Raw genomic sequence first — 14,808 nt, 5'->3', positions numbered from 1 at the left:
AACCTCAAGAAGCGTAACAAATTTACATACACTATGAGAAAAGCTTGACAACAGGTCCCTGAGCAGGCCTCTGCACAACCTTAAAATGCTTCATCCAGCACCATTTCCACCGCTTCGGACGTCTGCCGAGGGTTCATTCTCCCGGATTTCCTCATGGATCTGATGCAAGAGCCGCAATGTCGACGGCGTAAGGGCCGTTCAGAATTTCGGGCGGTGTCCCCGTGGCGATGACCTTGCCGTTCGCCACGAATGCCATCTGCTCGGCAATGCCCTCTACATCATCTGGGGTGTGGATCGACATGATGATCGTTATGGCCCGCTCGCGGCGAAGCTCGTCGACGAGCCGGATCATGCTGCGGCGCAGGTGGGGATCGAGACTGCTGAAGGGCTCATCAAGCAGGATCAGTGGGCGGCAGGACATCAATGCGCGGGCCAGCGCCACGCGCTGACGCTGCCCGCCCGACATGTCGCCGGGTCTGCGCAGGTCGAAGCCCTTCAGGCCTACGGCCTCCAGCATCTCGGACACGACAGCCTTCTCCGCGCCTGTCAGGCGCAATGATGGACGAAGCCCCAGCGCGACGTTCTCCGCCGCCGTCAGATGCGGAAAAAGATTGTGGTCCTGAAAGACGATGACGACAGGGCGCTCCGCCGGCGGAAGGGACAGCAAGTCTTTCCCGTTGAAGGTCAGCTGACCGCTTTTCGGGGTTTCGAACCCAGCGATCATGTGCAGAAGGGTGGTCTTGCCGCCACCCGAGGGACCCACGACGGCACAGAGTGTCCCGTTTTTCACTTTCAGCGAATAGTCGGCCTTGAAGTCCGGCCAGGACAGGCGGCAATTCTCAATGACCAGCATGGGACAATCGACCTGACACGCGAGCGAGAAGAAAAGCGGCGAAAAGAATGATCAATCCGATCGCCGATGCTTCTTCGAGCCGGTAGGCTCCAAGCCGCTCATAAAGAAGATAGGGCAGGGTACGCAGTTCCGTGCCGCCGAACAGCGCGATGATGCCGAAATCGCCGAACGAGAGTGCCATGGTCAACGCGAAAGCTGCCCCGAGCGGGCGCTTCAGCAAGGGCCAGTCCATGATCGTCAGCTTCGCCATGCCGGTCATGCCTAGCGATGCGGACAAGCGGCCGTATCTCTCCTCGGCAAGCATCAGCCTTGGTGCAACATAGCGATAGGCGAAGGGAAGAGCGCCGAGGCCGTTGATGAGAGGCAGAAGGATCAGCCCTGCCGTTGCAGGGTCCGCAATGGGACGGATCATGAGAAAGAGCCCGGCCGCCAGCGCGAAAGGCGGCACGGCGATCAGGGTATTCGGCAACAGATCGTAGAGCGCCGCCACGCGCGGAGAACGCTGGACGAGACGCATGGATCGGGCTGCGGCACCAAGAGAAAGAGCCAGTAGACAGGCCAAGGTCGCGGCTGCCGCTGCGATCGCGAAGCTTGTAACGGCGGCTTGGAGCAGGTCGGCATCCAGAACATCCGGAATATGCCGGAAACCGGTCAGGACGCTCAGAGCAAGTGGGGCGATGAAAAAAGCGCCGAGCGTGAGGATGAGCGTATCGATGATTCTCAGGCGATAGTCGGCTGCGTCCGGCCGGCTGATCGGGGCTCGGAGCGTGGTGGTGACTGGCGGCCGGGTGAAGGTCCCGTGGAGGATGATCGTGATCGAGAGACAGATCGCGAGCTGGATGAGGGCAAGCCACGCCGCGCGGCCGAAATCGAGATCGATCTTGAGCGCTTCATAGATCGCCACTTCCAGCGTCGCGCGGCTCGGGCCGCCGCCAAGCGCCAGCACGATGGCGAAACTCTTGAAGCACAGCAGAAAGACGAGGCTTGCGATGCCCGGGATTTCCGCGCGCAGAACCGGCCAGTCGAGATGGCGAAAAGCCTGGCCTGGGGTGAAGCCGAGCGCCGATGCCAGGCGCCATTGTTCGGCGGGCACCAGGTTCAAGGCGTCCAGCATGATCCGCGCGACGAAAGGGGCGTTCAGGAACACATGCGCGATGAGAATGCCGGGATAGCCGAAGATGCTGAAGCTTTCCGTCCAGTCGAGCATGCCGAGCGCCTCGGCGAGCCAGCCGTTCCGGCCATAGACGGCGAAGACGGCAAATACGGCGACGATGGTCGGCGTCACCATCGTGGTGCCAAGGATCGCGAGAACGATGTCCCGTCCCGGAAAGCGGCGGCGCGCGAGCGCGAGCGCCAGACCGATGCCGAGGACGAGAGACAGAAGGGTCGAAAGCGTGGCCTGAACGATGGAGAAGGTCAGGACGCGGAGAAGGTAGGGGCCGACGGAGAGAAGCGCAGGCTGCCCTCCGCCAACTGTCGCCAGGGCGAAGAAACCGCCTGCAACCAGGGCCAGGATGGCAAAAGCCACGAAGCTCCCAGAATGTGGCGGCCCGTATTTCATGCCGGTGGCTTTAACGCGCCGTGGCGTTGAGCCAGCCGTCCGTGAAGGCGCGGCGGTTCTGCTGTACTTCTTCCGGCGTGTAGAGAAGTGCCGTGCTCGGTCGCACCACGTCCTTGAAGGCTGACGGAAGGCCCGAAGCGGGCATTTTTGCCGGCATCATCCAGTTGCCCTCGGGCATCGCCGATTGGAAGGGCTCCGACAGGACGAAGGCCATGAACTTCCTAGCGAGTTCAGGCTGCTTCGAGGTGCGGACCATACCGGCAAGTTCAACGTGCAAGTAATTGCCCTCAGCGAAAGCCGCGGCCTTGTAGTTGTTCTTCTTCTCGATGGCGATGTGATAGGCGGGCGAGGTCGTATAGGACATCACCATGTCCGCCTCACCCTTCAGGAACAGGCCATAGGCTTCCGACCAGCCTTTGGTGAAGGTGACGATGCGCGGTTTCAGCTGCGCCCATGCCTTGTCGGCCTGATCGCCATAGACCTTATGCATCCAGAGCAGGAAGCCGAGGCCCGGCGCACTGGTGCGCGGGTCCTGCAGAACGATCTTCGGGCCATTGGGATTCTCGACCAGCTCTTTGAGGCTCTTCGGAGGATTGGTGAGCTTGTCGGAATCGTAGACGAAGGCGAGATAGCCCCAATCGAAGGGGATGAAGGTGTCGTCCGTCCACTGAATGGGCAGCGACAGATCCTTTACGTCGGTCGCGTATGACGCGAAGAGGTTGAGCGCCTTGGCTTCGGCGGCGAGGTTCATGTCGAGACCTATGACCACATCGGCCTTCGTCCCTTCGCCTTCCAGGCGCAGACGGCCGACGAGGCTGCCGGCATCTTCGGCCGTGACCCAGTTGAGCTCGCAGTTGCAGATCGCCTCGAAACGTTCCTTCACGTTCTTGCCGGGTCCGTATTTGCCGGCGAAAGAGCTGTAGGTATAGGCCGTCAGAACGGGTTTCGTCTGTGCGTGAGCAAGGCTCGTCGCGAAGCAGAGTGAAAGGGCGATGAAGACAAGTCGGTTTAACATCAGGAAAGTTCCCATGCATGAGACAAGCCGGAGCGGTGGCACAAGGTGCACGGGGCGCAGTTTCGTCTGCGATGGCGCATGCTCATTCCCTCCGCCGGTATGACCCGGATCAGGTTCAACGGGTCGACGGCCCTGCCGCCTCTCAGCCTCCGTATGAGGCTCCCCGTGAGACGCCCTGCTTCTAAAACAGTTCGAAGACCGGAACAAGCGCCATCGCTCCGGCAGGAAGGGCTGCGGCATGGCCCTTACGTCCATTCCCCTGTTGCTGTGCCATCGGGTTTCTGGTTGGAATGCCATAAGTATTCGAGAGGAGTTGACGATGGCTGGCCCTGCTTCATCCTACGACGTTGCCGTGATCGGCTTGGGTGCGATGGGCGCGGCCACTCTCTATCAGCTGGCTAAACGAGGGGTGAAGGCCATTGGCATCGACCGGTTCCGGCCGCCCCACGACCGCGGCTCGACCCATGGGGAAACGCGCATCACGCGGCAGGCCATCGGCGAGGGGGCGGCCTATGTCCCTCTCGCTCTGCGCTCCAACGAGATCTGGCAGGAACTCGAGGAAGCAACCGGCGAGAGCCTGCTGAACCAGAACGGCTGTCTGATTATCGGCAGATTGGGCGAGGGCTCCAGCGGCCCCATTCGGAAAAGCTTCCTGGCCACGACCCTGACGGCCGCGAAAACCTATGGCATTCCCCATGAGGTTCTGGATGCCGCTGAGATCCGCTACCGCTACCCGCAATTCACGCCGCAGGACGGCGAGGTCGGTTATTTCGAGCCCGGCGGTGGATATCTGAGCCCCGAGCGCTGCGTTGCCGCCCATCTTACACGGGCGAAGGATTTGGGCGCATCCATCCAGCTTGGAACCAAGGTGTTATCCGCTGCTCCCATTGGCGGTGGCGTGCGGATCGTGACCGACCAGGGCGAGATCCTCGCCTCTCAGGTTATTGTATCCGCGGGCGCTTGGGCCCCAGCCCTGCTCGGCGCGCCCTTCGATAGGCTGCTTTCACCAAGCCGTCAGGTCATGCATTGGTTTACGGTGAAGGAAGACATGGCGCTGCTCTGGGCGCGGAGCCCCGTTTTCATCTGGGCTCCCGGGTCGGATCCGAGAGACGTCTTCTATGGTTTTCCATCACTGCCCGGAAGCAGCGCTATCAAGACGGCGGGGGAGCAATATGACGAGGGGACTGCGCCGGATCTGGTCGAACGGTTCATCGATCCGGCGGAGTCGCAAGCGATGTATGACATGCATCTGGCCGGAAGGGTGCGGGGCATACGGACCAACGCAGTGAAGGCCGTGACGTGTCTTTATACAATCACGCCGGATTCGCATTTCCTCATCGATCGTCATCCGGAGAATGAGCGCATTCTTGTTGTTTCGCCCTGCTCTGGACACGGCTTCAAGCATTCGGCCGCGATCGGCGAGGCGGCCGCTCAGATCGTGACCGAGGGCCGAAGCGGAACCGATTTGTCCACATTCGCTCTCTCGCGGTTCGAACCGTCCATAGCCCTGTCATGAGGTCCAAGAGCGAACGAGAATTCAGTGCCAAGGCCGTGATTGATCTACCCGCTCCTTTCTCTTCGTGGTCATACTGTCCCTCGAAGCCTGAGGTTGCCATTGAGCGGATGCTATCTTCGCGCTAGCCGTTATGTCTTCTGCAACTTGTAGCGGTTGTTTGCGCGATTGTCGATATCTCGCCTCGGCAGGGCATGGCCTCTCATAGGGATGCCTCGCAGGAAATCCGGCACAATGGGCAGGCGCGATCCTGACTATAAGCCATAAACCTGAATCGAGGCGCCCATGTTGCCTTGTTCTCAGATGAACGATCTCGTTATAATCGATCCTTCGGTGGCAGGCATTTGGCGCTAGGGGCATCGCAGGTTCAGTTTATGGAGGAGCTGCCGATACAGAGTGGTCAGGCGTTCTTTTACGTATTTATTGGCTGCCTCGCCATCGCCGTTGCCTGGCTTGCAGGCCGAGCCTCCGCGCAGCGGCCCCTCGCTGCGTTCAACCAAGCTGTGGACCGGTGGCGGCAGGGCGATCTCCAGACTCGGGTCAAGGTGGTCAATCCCCATACGCCGATCGGCCATCTGAGCATCGCGTTCAACGATATGGCGACCAAGCTCAGCCTTCGCGAAGCGGAGCGCGAGAGCGTCCTACGGGTGCTGCGGGAAGGGGAGGAGCGACTTCAGATCGCCCAGGACGTCGCGGGCCTCGGCATCTGGGACTGGGATCACCTCACCGGCAAGATTTCCTGGTCGCCTCAGATGTTTCGCCTGACTGGGCTCGATCCTGAAGCGAACGATGCCAATCCATTCCTGATCTGGCTTCACCTCATTCACCCGGATGACAGAGCGCAGATGGAGAACGAGGTGCGGCGCTTCTCCCGCACGCTCGAACCTCTGACGGCCGAGTATCGGATTGTGCGGGAAGACGGGTCCGTGCGGTGGCTGCTCATGCGGGGACAATCCCTTCCTGACAGTGACGCTAAGCCTGTCCGGACTGTGATCGTCAATCTCGACATCACATCCAGCAAGGACAGCGAGGTGCGCGAGCGCTTCCTTCTGTCCTTGAGCGACAAAATCAGGGATCTGGGACGCCCCGATGAAATCCTGATGACCGTAGCGGAGACCCTTGGCCGGCATCTGGGAGTGACTCGCGTCGGTTATGGGGACGTGTACGACGCCACGATGGTTCTATCGACATTGGTCGATTGGCATATGGACGACATGCCGGACGTTTCGGGTCGGTATTCTCTGGCATCGTTCGGTCCTCATTTCTGCGCGGATCTGAAGTCGGGCCGAACGGTCGTGTTCGACGATGCCTTTTCTGACCCCAGGGCTGAAGGGTACCACGCAACATACGCGGCTCTCGAGAGAAGCGCCTCCATCTCCGTGCCTCTGGTCAAGGAAGGACAGTTGCGCGCCGATCTTTACATTCACAGCAAAACGCCACGCCGTTGGACGCAGGCCGAAATCGAGCTCTGCCGCGATGTGGCCGAACGGACATGGGCAGCCGTGGAGAGAGCCAAATCGGATGCGCGCCGCCGGCTCCTGATCAATGAACTCAACCATCGGGTGAAGAACACGCTGGCGACAGTCCAGTCCATTGCCGCCCAAAGCTTCAAGGCCGGAGAACCGAGGATAGCCCGAGAAACGTTCGAGGCACGCCTGTTTGCTCTGTCGAAGACGCATGACGTGCTGACGCGGGAAAATTGGGAAGGCGTCAATCTTCGCGATATCGCGGAGGAAGCAATGGCACCCTACCGACGCGATCAGGCCGAGCGATTCACGATCGCAGGACCGGCGTTGCAGCTTCCGCCCAGGGTTGCCCTGCCTCTCGCAATGGCTCTTCATGAGCTCTCCACCAACGCCGTCAAATATGGCGCGTTTTCTTCGGACGGCGGGCGTGTGCTCATTCATTGGGATTTTCTCGAGCGAGAAGGCGAGCAGCTTCTGATTCTGAGCTGGCGCGAGGAAGGCGGTCCTCATGTCAGTCCGCCGACGCACAAGGGCTTTGGATCGCGGCTGATCGAACGGGGGCTGTCGCGGGAATTAGCAGGGGAGGTGGTATTGGATTATCGCCCCGCCGGCCTGCTCTGCACGATCAGCCTTCCTCTTTCCGTGGCCCAAGAGGCCCAAGAAAATCTGGATACGACCATCAGCTTTGCTTAGCTCTCCATCTTTTGCATAGCTCTCCATCTATTGCGAGCGAGGCACATGCTCGTTCGGAACAGAGGGGCTCCTTGCTCGTTCTGAAGAACGCATTGGGAGTTTTCTATGTCTGCGTTGCTGCATGGCCCCTTGACCGAGAGGACGGTCCATCTTTGCATCGACATGCAACGTCTCTTCTCGTCTGACGGGCCTTGGCCGACACCCTGGATGGAGCGCGTGTTGCCGACGGTGACACGGATCGCCGAACGCTTCCCAGAGCGGACGGTTTTTACGCGTTTCATCACGCCCGAGCGTCCGGAGGACATGCCGGGCACTTGGCGCCTCTATTATGAGCGCTGGCGTGAGACGACCCGCGAATATCTCGACCCCGGTCTTTTAGAGCTGATGCCGCCCCTGGCGAGACTGACTCCTCCTGCCACCGTCATTGACAAGCCCGTCTATTCCGCATTCGCGGGGCACAAGCTCGCAGATCATTTACGCAATCGTGAAGCCGATACGCTCGTCGTGACAGGATCGGAAACGGATGTGTGCGTGCTCGCAACCGTGCTCGGCGCCGTCGATTATGGTTACAGGGTGATCATCGTGGCCGACGGCCTGTGCAGTTCGTCGGACGAAGGGCATGACAGCTTGCTGTCACTCTACAGCAAGCGCTTCAGTCAGCAGATCGAGACATCGGACAGCGAGACCGTTCTCTCATCCTGGAGGAAATGAGCACTTCTCTCCGTACGCAGCAGGAGCTGAGATGAATAGGGGCCTGATCGCAAAGCATCGAAGCGATCAGATTCCAGATTCTTATTTGCAGCATCCTCTCGCGCAAAGTCGGTGCCCATTTTTGCCCATTTTGAGGACATTGGTCTGGCGCATCGTGCGGAAAAGTGGACCCGGTTTTTCGCATACAACGATGCGCCGCTTAAGGAAATGAGCATCGGACCCAAAAGTGGACTCCACTTTTGGGTCCGATGCTCTAGCCGCGCGGATTTTTGCCCTTGTCGCCGCCCGGAGCATGCGACAGGCCCGCGCGCCGCAAGGCATCCGCGAGGGCTCCGCCGGAATCCTTTGCCCCGTTGCCGGATGGCTTCCTGTCCGATCCTGGCGCAGGGCGCGGCTTCTCGAAGGACGTGCGGTTATCCATGCCGCGAGGGGGCGGGTTCTTCTCCACCGGATCGTTCATGCGCATCGTCAGCGAGATACGCTTGCGGGCCTTATCGACTTCAAGCACCTTGACGCGCACGATATCGCCCGGTTTCACGACCGCGCGCGGATCCTTCACGAAGGTATCGGACAGGGCCGAGATGTGGACGAGCCCGTCCTGATGGACGCCCACATCGACGAAGGCGCCGAAAGCCGCCACGTTCGTCACGACGCCTTCCAGCATCATGCCAGGCTTCAAGTCGTCAATCTTTTCGACACCATCCATGAAGGTTGCAGTCTTGAATTCCGGACGCGGGTCACGGCCCGGCTTTTCCAGTTCACTCAGGATATCCTTCACGGTCGGCAGGCCGAACTTGTCGTCGGTGAAACTGTCGGGCCTGAGCGTCTTCAGGATGGAGCTGTTGCCGATCACGACCTTGATGTCGCTTTTCGTCGCTTCAAGAATCCGGCGCACGACTGGATAGGTTTCCGGATGGACACCCGAAGCATCGAGAGGGTCGTCGCCATTTGGAATGCGCAGGAAGCCCGCCGCCTGTTCGAAGGTCTTCGGCCCCAGGCCCATGACGTTGCTCAGGGTCTTGCGGGTCCGGAACGGGCCATTGGCGTTGCGGTGGGACACGATGTTCTGCGCCACCCATTCGCCAAGGCCCGAGACACGGGACAAGAGTGGAGCGGAGGCGGTGTTGAGATCGACGCCGACCGCGTTCACGCAATCCTCCACCACCGCGTCGAGGGAGCGCGACAGCTTGTGCTCGGCAAGGTCGTGCTGGTATTGGCCGACGCCGATGGATTTCGGATCGATCTTCACGAGTTCCGCCAGCGGATCCTGCAGGCGACGCGCGATCGATACAGCGCCGCGCAGCGAAACATCGAGATCCGGCAATTCCTGGCTCGCATAGGCCGAGGCCGAATAGACCGATGCGCCCGCCTCCGAGACCATGATCTTCGTCAGCTTGAGATCGGGATATTTCGACACGAGCTCGGCCGCGAGCTTGTCGGTCTCGCGGCTGGCCGTGCCATTCCCGATGGCGACGAGTTCGACCTTGTGGACGCGGCAGAGCCTTGCCAGTACGGCGATGGATTCATCCCATTGCCGCTTCGGCTCGTGCGGATAGATCGTGTCGGTCGCGACGACCTTTCCGGTGGCATCCACCACCGCGACCTTGACGCCGGTGCGATAGCCGGGATCGAGGCCGAGTGTCGGACGTGTGCCTGCCGGCGCGGCCAGCAGGAGGTCGCGCAGATTGCCCGCGAATACCTTCACTGCTTCGTCCTCGGCCAGTTGCCAAAGGCGCATCTTCATGTCGAGCTCGATCGAGAAGCGCAGTTTCGTGCGCCACGCCCAGCGCACCGTGTCGAGAAGCCAGCGGTCGCCGGCGCGGCCCTTATCGGAAATGCCGAAAGCCAAAGCCGTGCGGCCCTCATAAGGGCTGACATAACCTGTTTCGTTGTTGTCCTTGTCCTCCTCCATCCGCAGGTCGAGAACTTCTTCCTTCTCGCCACGGAACAGGGCGAGAATCCGGTGCGAGGGAAGCTTGGTCAGGGGCTCAGCAAAATCGAAGTAATCAGCGAATTTCGCGCCATCGGTTTTCTTGCCCTCCCGCACGGTCGAGGTCAGACGACCGCGCTGCCAGTAGGTCTCGCGCAGGGTTCCGACAAGCTCGGCATTCTCGGAAAAACGCTCCCCCAGGATGGCGCGAGCGCCTTCGAGAGCTGCTTCGGATGTCGCAATCTCCTTCTCGGCGTTGACGAAGGCGGCTGCGGATTCCTTCGGATCGCGGCTGGGATCGCCGAGCAGCAGGTCGGCCAGCGGTTCCAGTCCCGCTTCCTTTGCGATCTGGGCCTTGGTGCGGCGTTTCGGCTTGTAGGGGAGGTACAGGTCTTCGAGGCGGGCTTTCGTATCCGCGCTGTTGAGCTGAGCCGCCAACTCGTCCGTCAGCTTGCCCTGCTCGCGAATGCTGTCGAAAATCGCCTTCCGGCGGTCTTCCAGCTCACGCAGATACCGCAGGCGCTCCTCCAGGGTGCGCAGCTGGGCGTCGTCGAGGGTGCCGGTAACTTCCTTTCGGTAGCGCGCGATGAAGGGCACGGTCGCGCCGCCATCAAGCAGGTCGACGGCTGCCTTCACCTGCCATTCCTGAACGTTCAACTCGTTCGCGATGCGCTGACCGATGGATTGCATGAATCTCTCCGAGTGGGACAAGGCGCGGCTTCTACGGTGCCGCGCATCCTCTGGTCAACTTGCGGCGCTTCGCGATGGGGTGGGATTCCGTTGGGTAAATGAGATTCTGCTTGGCCTCTGGGGACTTGGAGGATAGACCGTCCGGCCCTGTCCGCCAGACCGCCCGGGTTCGCTATGTCTCTTGCTTCCCAAAACATTTCCATCGGCATCGATTTCGGCACGAGCAATACGGTCGTTGCCATTGCCGACGCCACAGGACGGGTCGAGGCGCTGACCTTCGAGCATGGGGGCGCGAAGCTCAAGGTCTACGTGACCGCCCTTTGTTTCTGGGACGAGCGCCACGGCAACGGATTGCGCACCCATGTGGAAGGTGGTCCCTGGGCCATCGAACAGTTTCTTGAAGGATTGACCGCGCACCGCTTCATCCAGTCCTTCAAGACCTTCGCCGCAAGTGCAACCTTCCAGGAAACCCGAATTTTCCGCGACCGGTATCGTTTCGAAGACCTGTTGAGCGCGTTCGTACGCACGCTCCTGCGACATGGCGGCGCGCAGATGGACCTATCGGCCAGGAATGTGGTGATCGGCCGACCCGTCCAGTTCGCCGGGTTCAACCCGAACGACGAACTCGCCATGCGCCGCTACCGGGCGGCCTTCGGCAAATTGGGGGCGGAACACGCCCATTACGTCTACGAGCCTGTCGGCGCCGCATTCTTCTACGCCCGACAGCTTAAGCGTGATGCCACTGTGCTCGTGGCCGATTTCGGCGGCGGCACCAGCGATTTCTCCGTCATGCGGTTCTCGCGCTCGGGTGGCATTCTCCGGGCGGAGCCCTTGGGCCATGCGGGTATCGGCATTGCCGGCGACGCCTTCGACTACCGCATCGTCGATCACGTCGTTTCTCCGCGCCTGGGGAAGGGTGGAAGCTATCGCTCGATGGGAAAGATCCTCTCGGTCCCGAATCACTATTACGCCAATTTCGCCCGCTGGAATCAGTTGGCGATGATGAAAGGTAGTGGCGATCTCAAAGAACTGCGGGAACTTGCCCGCGTCGCTCTCGATCCGGAGCCATTGGAGAAATTCATCGATATCGTCGAGTACGACCTTGGTTTTGCTCTCTATCGCTCCGTGTCTTCCACGAAGGTGGCTTTGTCCTCCCAGGACGAGACCGAGTTCCATTTCCACGGCGAGGGTGTCGACATTCGGGGCGATATTACGCAACGGCAATTCGAGGGCTGGATCGGCGACGACGTAGCGCGGATCGCCGAGACGATCGATCGGGCGCTCGCCAAGGCGGGTGTTGGGCCGGATGATATCGATAAGGTGTTCCTGACAGGCGGGACATCTTTCGTTCCCGCCATCCGCCGCCTGTTCCTGGATCGTTTTGGCGAAAGCCGCCTGACCTCGGCGGATCAGTTCGAATCCATCGCCTATGGCTTGGCCCTGATCGGCCAGGCGGAGGATCCGGGGCGCTGGGCCATCGCGGAGGCCGATCCGGACAGGGCTGCAACATTGCTCTTGCCGTGAGGCCCGACGAGGCGTTTTATTCGCAGGTGCAGCAAAAAGCTGAAACGAAGCGAGTGCTTGCCGTGTCCGCGACCTATCTCGACGTTACCCCCGACAAGGATCTTCCGCTCCGCGACGATATCCGGCTTCTCGGTCGTCTCCTCGGGGACACGATCCGCGAACAGGAGGGCGAGGCGGCGTTCGAGATCGTCGAGCGCATCCGCCAGACCTCGATCCGCTTCCACCGGGATGAGGACGAGGCAGCTCGGCGGGAGTTGGAGACGACCCTGAACAGCCTCTCGCACGGGCGGACGAACCAGATCATCCGGGCCTACAGCTATTTCTCGCACCTTGCCAACATTGCAGAGGACCAGCACCATGTGCGCCGTTCCCGCGCCCATGCCATGGCGGCCTCCGCGCCACGCGAGGGCACGATTGCGCGGGCCTTGAAGCTTGCTCGGGAGGCGGGCGTCACGCAAAGCGATCTCCAGCGCTTCTTCAGCTCCGCCCTGGTCTGTCCGGTTCTCACCGCTCATCCCACTGAGGTACGCCGAAAAAGCACCATCGACCGGGAAATGGAGGTCGCGCAGATTCTGGCTCAGCGCGACCGACAGCGGCTGACTCCGGAGGAGATAGCCACGAGCGAAGAGGCCCTGCGCCGGGCGATCCTCACCCTGTGGCAAACCAGTATCCTGCGCCGCAACCGGCTCAAGGTCATCGACGAGGTCATGAACGGCCTCTCCTATTACGACTACACTTTCTTCCAGGAGTTGCCGCGCTTCTACGCCTCCCTGGAGGATCAGCTGGCAGTCATGGATCCCCTCTGGACGACGCTGGAACTACCCTCCTTCCTTCGCATGGGAAGCTGGATCGGCGGCGACCGGGATGGCAATCCCTTCGTCACAGCAGATGCCCTGCGCCAGGCGCTTCTGCTTCAGAGCCGACAGGCGCTCGGCTTCTATCTCGAAGAAATCAATCTGCTCGGCAGCGAACTATCCTTGGATGGGCGCTATGTCAGCGTGTCCGAGCAGCTTCAGAAGCTTGCCGACATCTCCCCCGATCTCTCGCCTCACCGGCAGGACGAGCCCTATCGCCGGGCGATCTCGGGCATCTATGCGCGGCTTGCCGCCACCGCCACGGCCCTCGGCCATGGCGAGGTTGCGCGCCACGCGGTCGGCGAAGCGCCCGCTTATGCGGGTGTGGATGAACTCGAGGGAGACCTTTCGACCCTGCACCGCTCGCTCATGTCGAACGGCTCGGGGACGCTCGCGCGCGGACGGTTGCGCAAGCTGCGTCGCGCCGTCGACGTGTTCGGCTTCCACCTCGCGAGCCTCGACCTGCGCCAGAATTCCGATGTCCACGAGCGCGTCGTCGGCGAGCTTTTCGAAAAGGCCAGTCCCGGCATCGGATATGCCGGGTTGTCGGAAGAAGGCCGCATTGCCCTGCTCCTGGAGGAGCTTCGCACGCCGCGTCCGCTGACTTCGCCCTATCTCGATTACTCGCAGGAGACGGCTTCCGAACTCGCCATCGTTCATGAGGCGGCCGAAGCGCACAAGCGCTATGGCAGGGCTGCCGTGCCGAACTACGTCATCTCCAAAGCGAGCACCCCGTCGGACATCCTGGAAGTAGCGCTGCTTCTCAAGGAGGTCGGCCTGCTGCGCCCGCGTGACGGCGAGATGAGCGTCAATATCATCCCGCTTTTCGAAACCATCGGCGACCTGCGCCAGTGTAGCCGCGTGATGGACGAACTCTTCTCCATGCCGGATTACATGCGCTTTCTGCGCAGCCGCGATCAGGCGCAGGAAGTGATGCTGGGGTATTCCGACAGCAATAAGGACGGCGGCTTCCTCACCTCGGGCTGGGAACTTTACAAGGCCGAGATCGAGCTCATCGAGGTCTTCAAACGCCACGGCGTAGCCTTGCGCCTGTTCCATGGCCGCGGCGGCTCCGTCGGACGTGGCGGCGGGCCGAGTTATCAGGCTATTTTGGCCCAGCCGGGCGGCGCAGTGCAAGGCGCGATCCGTATCACCGAACAAGGCGAGGTGATCGCAGGCAAATATTCCAATCCCGATCTCGGACGCCGCAATCTCGAAATTCTGGCGGCGGCAACGCTTGAGGCGTCCCTCCTGCATACCGGCTCGCCCGCGCCGCGCGAGGAATATCTCAAGGCGATGGAGGAGCTTTCCGACAGTGCCTACAAGGCCTATCGCAACCTCGTCTACGAGACCGAAGGCTTCGAGCGCTATTTCTGGGAATCGACCGTCATCGGCGAAATCGCCCATCTGAACATCGGAAGCCGTCCCGCCTCGCGCACCAATTCCCGCCGTATCGAGGATCTGCGCGCCATTCCGTGGGTCTTCGGCTGGGCCCAGTGTCGCCTGATGCTGCCGGGATGGTATGGCTTCGGTTCCGCGGTGAATGCCTGGCTTAAGGCGCATCCCGATACGGGCCTCGCACTGCTGCAGGAAATGTATCGCGAATGGCCTTTTTTCGAGGCGCTTCTGTCGAACATGGACATGGTGCTCGCCAAGAGCAACATCGCCATCGCCTCCCGCTATGCCAAGCTGGTGGAGGATGAGGGCCTGCGTGAGGCGATCTTCCCACGTCTTCGGCGAGAATGGGAGGATTCCATCGCTAAGCTTCTGGCGATTACCGGGCAGAATACGATGCTCGACCGCAATCCGCTGCTAGCGCGCTCGATCCGCAACCGCTTCCCCTATCTCGACCCGCTGAATCACCTCCAGATCGAGCTGCTGAAACGCCATCGCGCGGGCGATGCGGACGAACGCGTCGTGCAGGGCATCCATCTGTCGATCAACGGCATTGCCGCAGGCCTGCGCAACAGTGGCTAGAGCGCGACCCGGTAAGGCGCT

Annotated in this window: 9 protein-coding genes and 1 riboswitch; of the genes, 5 read left to right on the top strand and 4 right to left on the bottom strand. The window is 61.2% G+C overall.

Annotated features, from left to right (window positions below; genetic code table 11):
- Positions 1 to 151: 151 nt before the first annotated feature.
- The 3 genes from AB4Y97_RS09265 to thiB are packed head-to-tail and all read right to left on the bottom strand — an operon-like array spanning position 152 to position 3,429.
- The gene (locus tag AB4Y97_RS09265) at positions 152 to 853 is read right to left on the bottom strand and encodes a thiamine ABC transporter ATP-binding protein (protein WP_441998747.1); all 702 of its coding nucleotides are present in this window, start codon (positions 851 to 853) and stop codon (positions 152 to 154) included.
- Entirely contained in the window at positions 840 to 2,381 is a 1,542-nt protein-coding gene (locus AB4Y97_RS09260; RefSeq protein WP_441998746.1) for an ABC transporter permease subunit, read from the bottom strand. Before AB4Y97_RS09260 ends, AB4Y97_RS09265 begins: the two co-directional genes overlap by 14 nt.
- 43 nt (positions 2,382 to 2,424) lie before the next feature.
- A complete protein-coding gene (thiB, locus tag AB4Y97_RS09255; protein ID WP_441998745.1) occupies positions 2,425 to 3,429 on the bottom strand; it encodes a thiamine ABC transporter substrate binding subunit in 1,005 nt (334 codons plus the stop codon).
- Positions 3,430 to 3,497: 68 nt separating this feature from the next.
- A riboswitch (TPP riboswitch) is annotated at positions 3,498 to 3,605 on the bottom strand.
- A gap of 143 nt (positions 3,606 to 3,748) precedes the next feature.
- Here thiB and solA point away from each other — a divergent pair.
- The 3 genes from solA to AB4Y97_RS09240 all read left to right on the top strand — a co-directional run bounded on the left by solA (position 3,749) and on the right by AB4Y97_RS09240 (position 7,812).
- Entirely contained in the window at positions 3,749 to 4,945 is a 1,197-nt protein-coding gene (gene solA / locus AB4Y97_RS09250; protein WP_441998744.1) for an N-methyl-L-tryptophan oxidase, read from the top strand.
- Positions 4,946 to 5,316: 371 nt separating this feature from the next.
- Positions 5,317 to 7,101, top strand: coding sequence for an HWE histidine kinase domain-containing protein (locus AB4Y97_RS09245; RefSeq protein ID WP_441998743.1), 1,785 nt, complete (start codon positions 5,317 to 5,319; stop codon positions 7,099 to 7,101).
- Positions 7,102 to 7,206: 105 nt separating this feature from the next.
- On the top strand, positions 7,207 to 7,812 hold the full coding sequence (locus tag AB4Y97_RS09240; RefSeq protein ID WP_441998742.1) for a cysteine hydrolase family protein: 606 nt from the start codon (positions 7,207 to 7,209) through the stop codon (positions 7,810 to 7,812).
- A gap of 253 nt (positions 7,813 to 8,065) precedes the next feature.
- Here AB4Y97_RS09240 and AB4Y97_RS09235 read toward each other — a convergent pair whose 3' ends face one another.
- Positions 8,066 to 10,432, bottom strand: coding sequence for a Tex family protein (locus AB4Y97_RS09235; protein ID WP_441998741.1), 2,367 nt, complete (start codon positions 10,430 to 10,432; stop codon positions 8,066 to 8,068).
- A 174-nt stretch (positions 10,433 to 10,606) separates the two neighbouring features.
- On the opposite strand from AB4Y97_RS09235, the gene AB4Y97_RS09230 reads away from it, so the two are divergent.
- Positions 10,607 to 11,956 (top strand): Hsp70 family protein, encoded by a 1,350-nt coding sequence (locus tag AB4Y97_RS09230; protein ID WP_441998740.1) that lies wholly within the window; start codon positions 10,607 to 10,609, stop codon positions 11,954 to 11,956.
- A 53-nt stretch (positions 11,957 to 12,009) separates the two neighbouring features.
- Positions 12,010 to 14,787, top strand: a complete 2,778-nt coding sequence (gene ppc / locus AB4Y97_RS09225) for a phosphoenolpyruvate carboxylase (RefSeq protein WP_441998739.1) — start codon at positions 12,010 to 12,012, stop codon at positions 14,785 to 14,787.
- Positions 14,788 to 14,808: the final 21 nt, after the last annotated feature.

This window comes from Microvirga sp. 2TAF3, from assembly GCF_052114965.1.
Taxonomy (GTDB): domain Bacteria; phylum Pseudomonadota; class Alphaproteobacteria; order Rhizobiales; family Beijerinckiaceae; genus Microvirga.
This window is presented reverse-complemented; position numbering and strand designations above follow the sequence as displayed.

Coding starts and splice junctions, on each gene's coding strand:
- AB4Y97_RS09265 (WP_441998747.1), bottom strand. CDS start 853: ATGCTGGTCATTGAGAATTGCCGCCTGTCCTGGCCGGACTTCAAGGCC.
- AB4Y97_RS09240 (WP_441998742.1), top strand. CDS start 7,207: ATGTCTGCGTTGCTGCATGGCCCCTTGACCGAGAGGACGGTCCATCTT.
- AB4Y97_RS09235 (WP_441998741.1), bottom strand. CDS start 10,432: ATGCAATCCATCGGTCAGCGCATCGCGAACGAGTTGAACGTTCAGGAA.
- solA (WP_441998744.1), top strand. CDS start 3,749: ATGGCTGGCCCTGCTTCATCCTACGACGTTGCCGTGATCGGCTTGGGT.
- thiB (WP_441998745.1), bottom strand. CDS start 3,429: ATGTTAAACCGACTTGTCTTCATCGCCCTTTCACTCTGCTTCGCGACG.
- AB4Y97_RS09245 (WP_441998743.1), top strand. CDS start 5,317: ATGGAGGAGCTGCCGATACAGAGTGGTCAGGCGTTCTTTTACGTATTT.
- AB4Y97_RS09230 (WP_441998740.1), top strand. CDS start 10,607: ATGTCTCTTGCTTCCCAAAACATTTCCATCGGCATCGATTTCGGCACG.